Annotated in this window: 7 protein-coding genes and 1 pseudogene; all 8 read left to right on the top strand. The window is 40.4% G+C overall.

Features of this window, described 5'->3' with window-relative positions:
* Positions 1-611 (top strand): replication initiation protein (locus ATG66_RS20325; RefSeq protein ID WP_098417145.1); only part of this gene is annotated, 611 nt, incomplete at its 5' end.
* 571 nt (positions 612-1182) lie between these two features.
* A complete protein-coding gene (locus ATG66_RS20330; RefSeq protein WP_098413412.1) occupies positions 1183-2139 on the top strand; it encodes an integrase domain-containing protein in 957 nt (318 codons plus the stop codon).
* Positions 2140-2177: 38 nt separating this feature from the next.
* The gene (locus tag ATG66_RS20905) at positions 2178-2489 is read left to right on the top strand and encodes a hypothetical protein (RefSeq protein WP_218925163.1); all 312 of its coding nucleotides are present in this window, start codon (positions 2178-2180) and stop codon (positions 2487-2489) included.
* A 422-nt stretch (positions 2490-2911) separates the two neighbouring features.
* The gene (locus ATG66_RS20340) at positions 2912-3667 is read left to right on the top strand and encodes a replication initiation protein (protein WP_098413411.1); all 756 of its coding nucleotides are present in this window, start codon (positions 2912-2914) and stop codon (positions 3665-3667) included.
* Positions 3668-4238: 571 nt separating this feature from the next.
* On the top strand, positions 4239-5195 hold the full coding sequence (locus ATG66_RS20345; RefSeq protein WP_098413412.1) for an integrase domain-containing protein: 957 nt from the start codon (positions 4239-4241) through the stop codon (positions 5193-5195).
* Between the two features lie 38 nt (positions 5196-5233).
* Positions 5234-5545 carry a hypothetical protein gene (locus ATG66_RS20910; RefSeq protein WP_218925163.1) on the top strand — a complete coding sequence of 104 codons (312 nt, stop codon included), beginning with the start codon at positions 5234-5236 and terminating at the stop codon, positions 5543-5545.
* Between the two features lie 474 nt (positions 5546-6019).
* Positions 6020-6414 (top strand): annotated as a pseudogene (locus tag ATG66_RS21220) (RepB family plasmid replication initiator protein); the annotation flags it as partial.
* 99 nt (positions 6415-6513) lie between these two features.
* The gene (locus tag ATG66_RS21225; RefSeq protein WP_373560858.1) at positions 6514-6723 is read left to right on the top strand and encodes a hypothetical protein; all 210 of its coding nucleotides are present in this window, start codon (positions 6514-6516) and stop codon (positions 6721-6723) included.
* The last annotated feature ends 677 nt before the right edge of the window (positions 6724-7400 follow it).

Consider the following 7400-nt stretch of genomic DNA (forward strand, 5'->3'; position numbering starts at 1 on the left):
CAAGAGCGCATGCGCATTTGGCTGAGTTTCAAAAGGTAAAAATTACCGCACTGGATTATGCGAGAAACATAATGGAGATAGATCCTAGGAACGCTTACCTATACCTTAAAAAAGCTGCAGATAACATTTTTGAGCGACAGTTTTCTGTTAAAGAAAAAGTAGGTAATTCTGAGCGCATTACTCGTTTTCGCTGGGTTTCTAGCGCAACTTACGCGAAAGATGAGGGGTTTATTGAGTTAAGTTTCACTCCTGAAGTGTACCCTCATTTACATACATTAAAAAATCAATATACAACGTACAAACTCAAAAATGCAGCCTCTCTAAAATCCGTATATTCATGGCGCTTGTATGAATATGCCAAAAGTTGGACCACTTACTGTCAGGAAGGTAAGTCAGTCCATGTGACTCTAGAGAACTTAAAACATATTCTAGAGTGGCCAGATACTTACGATTGGAGTGATGCAAAAAAAAGAGCATTAGTTCCTGCGATAAAAGAAATTGGCACTTTGAGTAACTTAGACATTACATACAAGATCGTAAAAAAAGGGCGCTCTGTGCATGCGTTAGAGTTTAAGTTCGTTGAACGTGACCAGTTAGAGCTGGACGTGTGATCAAAACTATTCTTTTTTAAAAATCAAAGTGCTACATTGTATTAATTCATCGCTGATGATGAAATCGTCACTGCCGCTCAGGTGACTCCGATATTGTTCGGTCGCGGCACACTACTCAAAAAATGCTCGAAAGGGCCCTTCAGGAAAAATACTCCATCAAACGCTAAAAGCGTTTAGCAATGCTCGAAAGGGCGGCATTAGGAGCTACTCAGTCCCTCCAGGGACAAATTAAAAAATAGAGCGAAGTGCCAGTCGTCTAATTTGCGTTAGAAAATTAGACGACGATAGTTACGTTTTAAATACCTAGTGATAATTGCATTAAAACAATGATTTATCGTTGTCTCTCCCTAATTGCACTCGGAAGTTTTTAGACGTTTCTACATTTCTCGCTATTCCATAAAGCATCGAGGACACCGCCCCATACTGATTTGAAGTGTGGTTACTGCCACCGGTCGAGATGCAAAGACTCGAACCCACTGGGATGCAATAGGCCCGTTAAAGTGGAATTGGAAGTGCAACCATAAATGCACGTTACCTCTTACCAGAACGCATTAAGCGAGCATGTCGAGTAATGAATAGAAATATGAATGCCCGTAATTTCGGGTTGAGATCAAGCAATATGGGGCGGGCGTTAATCACTGCTTACCAAATGAAAGGCAATGGTGATAACACCAAAAATATTTGTAAGAGTGCCTTGTATGATTTTGCTAAACATTTAAAGGAAAATGGTGTTAACGACCTGCGAAAAGTCGAGAAAATGCACGTTCTAAAATACGCCCACTACCTAAATGAACGCTTTGAAAATGGCGTTATTTCCGCGTCTACCGCTCAGAATTACCTGAGTAAAGTGAATGTGGCGATGGAGTATGCTCGATTAGATCGATCGTGCCGGGTTGATGGTGTAAATGACGCCGGATTGCCCTCTAGAACGGGCGTGGCGGTCTTTTACAAGGGTGTGGGTGTAGAACAGCACCAAAATGCCTTAAAAACGCTTACAGGGCGTTTGGGGGCACAATTGGCGTTACAGCGTGAGATAGGACTTCGATTTAAAGAGTCTTGTTTGATTAATGCAAAGAGAGTATTAGGCCATGCATTGCGTACGGGAGTTATTCGTATTGAAGGTGGCACTAAAGGAGGCCGGCTTCGAGAATTTCCAGTTTCTTCTCCTGCACAAATTCGCGCTCTCAAGATCGCCGCTGAGATTCAGAAAGACCATACCAGTATGGTTCCACAAAATATGTCCTGGGCGCAGTACCAGAGTCAGTGCTACCGAGAAATTAGTGGTTCGGGTGTCAATTTTCACGGAGAACGTCACCATTACGCCAACGCTCGTTATGAGACTCTTACCGGTGTTGAAAGTCCCGTCAATTCAGGTTTTTCACATGGATTAGAACACCTCAAATACATGTCTACAACGCTCGATATTTCTTTAGAACATGCTAGGCAATTGGATCATGATGCGCGCCTTCAAGTTGCTCAGGAGTTAGGTCATGGTCGAGTGAACATTACAAATAATTACTTAGGGTAGATATGCACCACAAAAAACACTTTTTAATTCGGCAGGTTATGAGTGAATACGTCACCAAAGGTAAGAAGTCTGCCTACAAGAAAAAACAGATGCTCAGACTTATTGCCATTTTGGAAGACATTATGGCCAGAGAAGGTGATCCTCGTTTGGAGGCTATTGGGAAGCGTCAGATTATTCGCTACTGGAAAAGTATTGAACATGAGACGAATAAAACGCGCAGAGAGAAATATTCGATTCTCTGTAAATTCTTCACTGTGTTTAATCCCAAAGTTACTGTCCCAGAACCTTTCGTAGATTGCGCTCATTATGGACAATTTATGGATAGTAAAAACACACTACCTACGAGTTGAATTTTGTACTCCGTACTCAATGATTTTTTGTTTTTGAAAACTGAAAAAAACAAAAAAATCCCTTATTTTTATTTCTTGTTTTTAATACTTGTTTTTAAGGAAAAAATGCGATCGCTCTCAGCCCTTGTGGCATAAGGGCTGAGAGCGATTTTGGAAATTTTAAAACGGACAAATTTATGGTTTAAACGGACAAATTTATGGTTTAAACGGACAAATTTATGGTCTCGCCCACAGTTAAAGGGACATTTTTTTTTATGTCCGTTTTTTAAAGGGACATTTTTTTTTATGTCCGTTTTTGTAGTAAGTGGGGGATCCTTAATTTTATAATTGCTATTTCATGACAAAGTGTGATTATGTCGGTTTTCTTTGTTCGGACATGGTGGCATTGTGTCATTTATTTTTAAAACGGACAGGTTGATGGTATGTTTTTAGAAGAATTAAAAAATGATGATTACGGTAATTTTAACGTGAGTATGAGTAATACATTAACGAGGTCTGCACACGGTCTAACGTTGGTAGAAAAGCGTGCAATAATGATGGCGGTTGCAATAGTTGACTCCCGAAAAGGATCAAGAGCGCATGCGCATTTGGCTGAGTTTCAAAAGGTAAAAATTACCGCACTGGATTATGCAGAAACATATGAGATAGATCCTAGGAACGCTTACCTATACCTTAAAAAAGCTGCAGATAACATTTTTGAGCGACAGTTTTCTGTTAAAGAAAAAGTAGGTAATTCTGAGCGCATTACTCGTTTTCGCTGGGTTTCTAGCGCAACTTACGCGAAAGATGAGGGGTTTATTGAGTTAAGTTTCACTCCTGAAGTGTACCCTCATTTACATACATTAAAAAATCAATATACAACGTACAAACTCAAAAATGCAGCCTCTCTAAAATCCGTATATTCATGGCGCTTGTATGAATATGCCAAAAGTTGGACCACTTACTGTCAGGAAGGTAAGTCAGTCCATGTGACTCTAGAGAACTTAAAACATATTCTAGAGTGGCCAGATACTTACGATTGGAGTGATGCAAAAAAAAGAGCATTAGTTCCTGCGATAAAAGAAATTGGCACTTTGAGTAACTTAGACATTACATACAAGATCGTAAAAAAAGGGCGCTCTGTGCATGCGTTAGAGTTTAAGTTCGTTGAACGTGACCAGTTAGAGCTGGACGTGTGATCAAAACTATTCTTTTTTAAAAATCAAAGTGCTACATTGTATTAATTCATCGCTGATGATGAAATCGTCACTGCCGCTCAGGTGACTCCGATATTGTTCGGTCGCGGCACACTACTCAAAAAATGCTCGAAAGGGCCCTTCAGGAAAAATACTCCATCAAACGCTAAAAGCGTTTAGCAATGCTCGAAAGGGCGGCATTAGGAGCTACTCAGTCCCTCCAGGGACAAATTAAAAAATAGAGCGAAGTGCCAGTCGTCTAATTTGCGTTAGAAAATTAGACGACGATAGTTACGTTTTAAATACCTAGTGATAATTGCATTAAAACAATGATTTATCGTTGTCTCTCCCTAATTGCACTCGGAAGTTTTTAGACGTTTCTACATTTCTCGCTATTCCATAAAGCATCGAGGACACCGCCCCATACTGATTTGAAGTGTGGTTACTGCCACCGGTCGAGATGCAAAGACTCGAACCCACTGGGATGCAATAGGCCCGTTAAAGTGGAATTGGAAGTGCAACCATAAATGCACGTTACCTCTTACCAGAACGCATTAAGCGAGCATGTCGAGTAATGAATAGAAATATGAATGCCCGTAATTTCGGGTTGAGATCAAGCAATATGGGGCGGGCGTTAATCACTGCTTACCAAATGAAAGGCAATGGTGATAACACCAAAAATATTTGTAAGAGTGCCTTGTATGATTTTGCTAAACATTTAAAGGAAAATGGTGTTAACGACCTGCGAAAAGTCGAGAAAATGCACGTTCTAAAATACGCCCACTACCTAAATGAACGCTTTGAAAATGGCGTTATTTCCGCGTCTACCGCTCAGAATTACCTGAGTAAAGTGAATGTGGCGATGGAGTATGCTCGATTAGATCGATCGTGCCGGGTTGATGGTGTAAATGACGCCGGATTGCCCTCTAGAACGGGCGTGGCGGTCTTTTACAAGGGTGTGGGTGTAGAACAGCACCAAAATGCCTTAAAAACGCTTACAGGGCGTTTGGGGGCACAATTGGCGTTACAGCGTGAGATAGGACTTCGATTTAAAGAGTCTTGTTTGATTAATGCAAAGAGAGTATTAGGCCATGCATTGCGTACGGGAGTTATTCGTATTGAAGGTGGCACTAAAGGAGGCCGGCTTCGAGAATTTCCAGTTTCTTCTCCTGCACAAATTCGCGCTCTCAAGATCGCCGCTGAGATTCAGAAAGACCATACCAGTATGGTTCCACAAAATATGTCCTGGGCGCAGTACCAGAGTCAGTGCTACCGAGAAATTAGTGGTTCGGGTGTCAATTTTCACGGAGAACGTCACCATTACGCCAACGCTCGTTATGAGACTCTTACCGGTGTTGAAAGTCCCGTCAATTCAGGTTTTTCACATGGATTAGAACACCTCAAATACATGTCTACAACGCTCGATATTTCTTTAGAACATGCTAGGCAATTGGATCATGATGCGCGCCTTCAAGTTGCTCAGGAGTTAGGTCATGGTCGAGTGAACATTACAAATAATTACTTAGGGTAGATATGCACCACAAAAAACACTTTTTAATTCGGCAGGTTATGAGTGAATACGTCACCAAAGGTAAGAAGTCTGCCTACAAGAAAAAACAGATGCTCAGACTTATTGCCATTTTGGAAGACATTATGGCCAGAGAAGGTGATCCTCGTTTGGAGGCTATTGGGAAGCGTCAGATTATTCGCTACTGGAAAAGTATTGAACATGAGACGAATAAAACGCGCAGAGAGAAATATTCGATTCTCTGTAAATTCTTCACTGTGTTTAATCCCAAAGTTACTGTCCCAGAACCTTTCGTAGATTGCGCTCATTATGGACAATTTATGGATAGTAAAAACACACTACCTACGAGTTGAATTTTGTACTCCGTACTCAATGATTTTTTGTTTTTGAAAACTGAAAAAAACAAAAAAATCCCTTATTTTTATTTCTTGTTTTTAATACTTGTTTTTAAGGAAAAAATGCGATCGCTCTCAGCCCTTGTGGCATAAGGGCTGAGAGCGATTTTGGAAATTTTAAAACGGACAAATTTATGGTTTAAACGGACAAATTTATGGTTTAAACGGACAAATTTATGGTCTCGCCCACAGTTAAAGGGACATTTTTTTTTATGTCCGTTTTTTAAAGGGACATTTTTTTTTATGTCCGTTTTTGTAGTAAGTGGGGGGATCCTTAATTTTATAATTGCTATTTCATGACAAAGTGTGATTATGTCGGTTTTCTTTGTTCGGACATGGTGGCATTGTGTCATTTATTTTTAAAACGGACAGGTTGATGGTATGTTTTTAGAAGAATTAAAAAATGATGATTACGGTAATTTTAACGTGAGTATGAGTAATACATTAACGAGGTCTGCACACGGTCTAACGTTGGTAGAAAAGCGTGCAATAATGATGGCGGTTGCAATAGTTGACTCCCGAAAAGGATCAAGAGCGCATGCGCATTTGGCTGAGTTTCAAAAGGTAAAAATTACCGCACTGGATTATGCAGAAACATATGAGATAGATCCTAGGAACGCTTACCTATACCTTAAAAAAGCTGCAGATAACATTTTTGAGCGACAGTTTTCTGTTAAAGAAAAAGTAGGTAATTCTGAGCGCATTACTCGTTTTCGCTGGGTTTCTAGCGCAACTTACGCGAAAGATGAGGGGTTTATTGAGTTAAGTTTCACTCCTGAAGTGTACCCTCATTTACATACATTAAAAATCAATATACAACGTACAAACTCAAAAATGCAGCCTCTCTAAAATCCGTATATTCATGGCGCTTGTATGAATATGCCAAAAGTTGGACCACTTACTGTCAGGAAGGTAAGTCAGTCCATGTGACTCTAGAGAACTTAAAACATATTCTAGAGTGGCCAGATACTTACGATTGGAGTGATGCAAAAAAAAGAGCATTAGTTCCTGCGATAAAAGAAATTGGCACTTTGAGTAACTTAGACATTACATACAAGATCGTAAAAAAAGGGCGCTCTGTGCATGCGTTAGAGTTTAAGTTCGTTGAACGTGACCAGTTAGAGCTGGACGTGTGATCAAAACTATTCTTTTTTAAAAATCAAAGTGCTACATTGTATTAATTCATCGCTGATGATGAAATCGTCACTGCCGCTCAGGTGACTCCGATATTGTTCGGTCGCGGCACACTACTCAAAAAATGCTCGAAAGGGCCCTTCAGGAAAAATACTCCATCAAACGCTAAAAGCGTTTAGCAATGCTCGAAAGGGCGGCATTAGGAGCTACTCAGTCCCTCCAGGGACAAATTAAAAAATAGAGCGAAGTGCCAGTCGTCTAATTTGCGTTAGAAAATTAGACGACGATAGTTACGTTTTAAATACCTAGTGATAATTGCATTAAAACAATGATTTATCGTTGTCTCTCCCTAATTGCACTCGGAAGTTTTTAGACGTTTCTACATTTCTCGCTATTCCATAAAGCATCGAGGACACCGCCCCATACTGATTTGAAGTGTGGTTACTGCCACCGGTCGAGATGCAAAGACTCGAACCCACTGGGATGCAATAGGCCCGTTAAAGTGGAATTGGAAGTGCAACCATAAATGCACGTTACCTCTTACCAGAACGCATTAAGCGAGCATGTCGAGTAATGAATAGAAATATGAATGCCCGTAATTTCGGGTTGAGATCAAGCAATATGGGGCGGGCGTTAATCACTGCTTACCAAATGAAAGGCAATGGTGATAACACCAAAA

The organism is Vibrio sp. ES.051 (assembly GCF_002563795.1).
GTDB lineage: Bacteria > Pseudomonadota > Gammaproteobacteria > Enterobacterales > Vibrionaceae > Vibrio.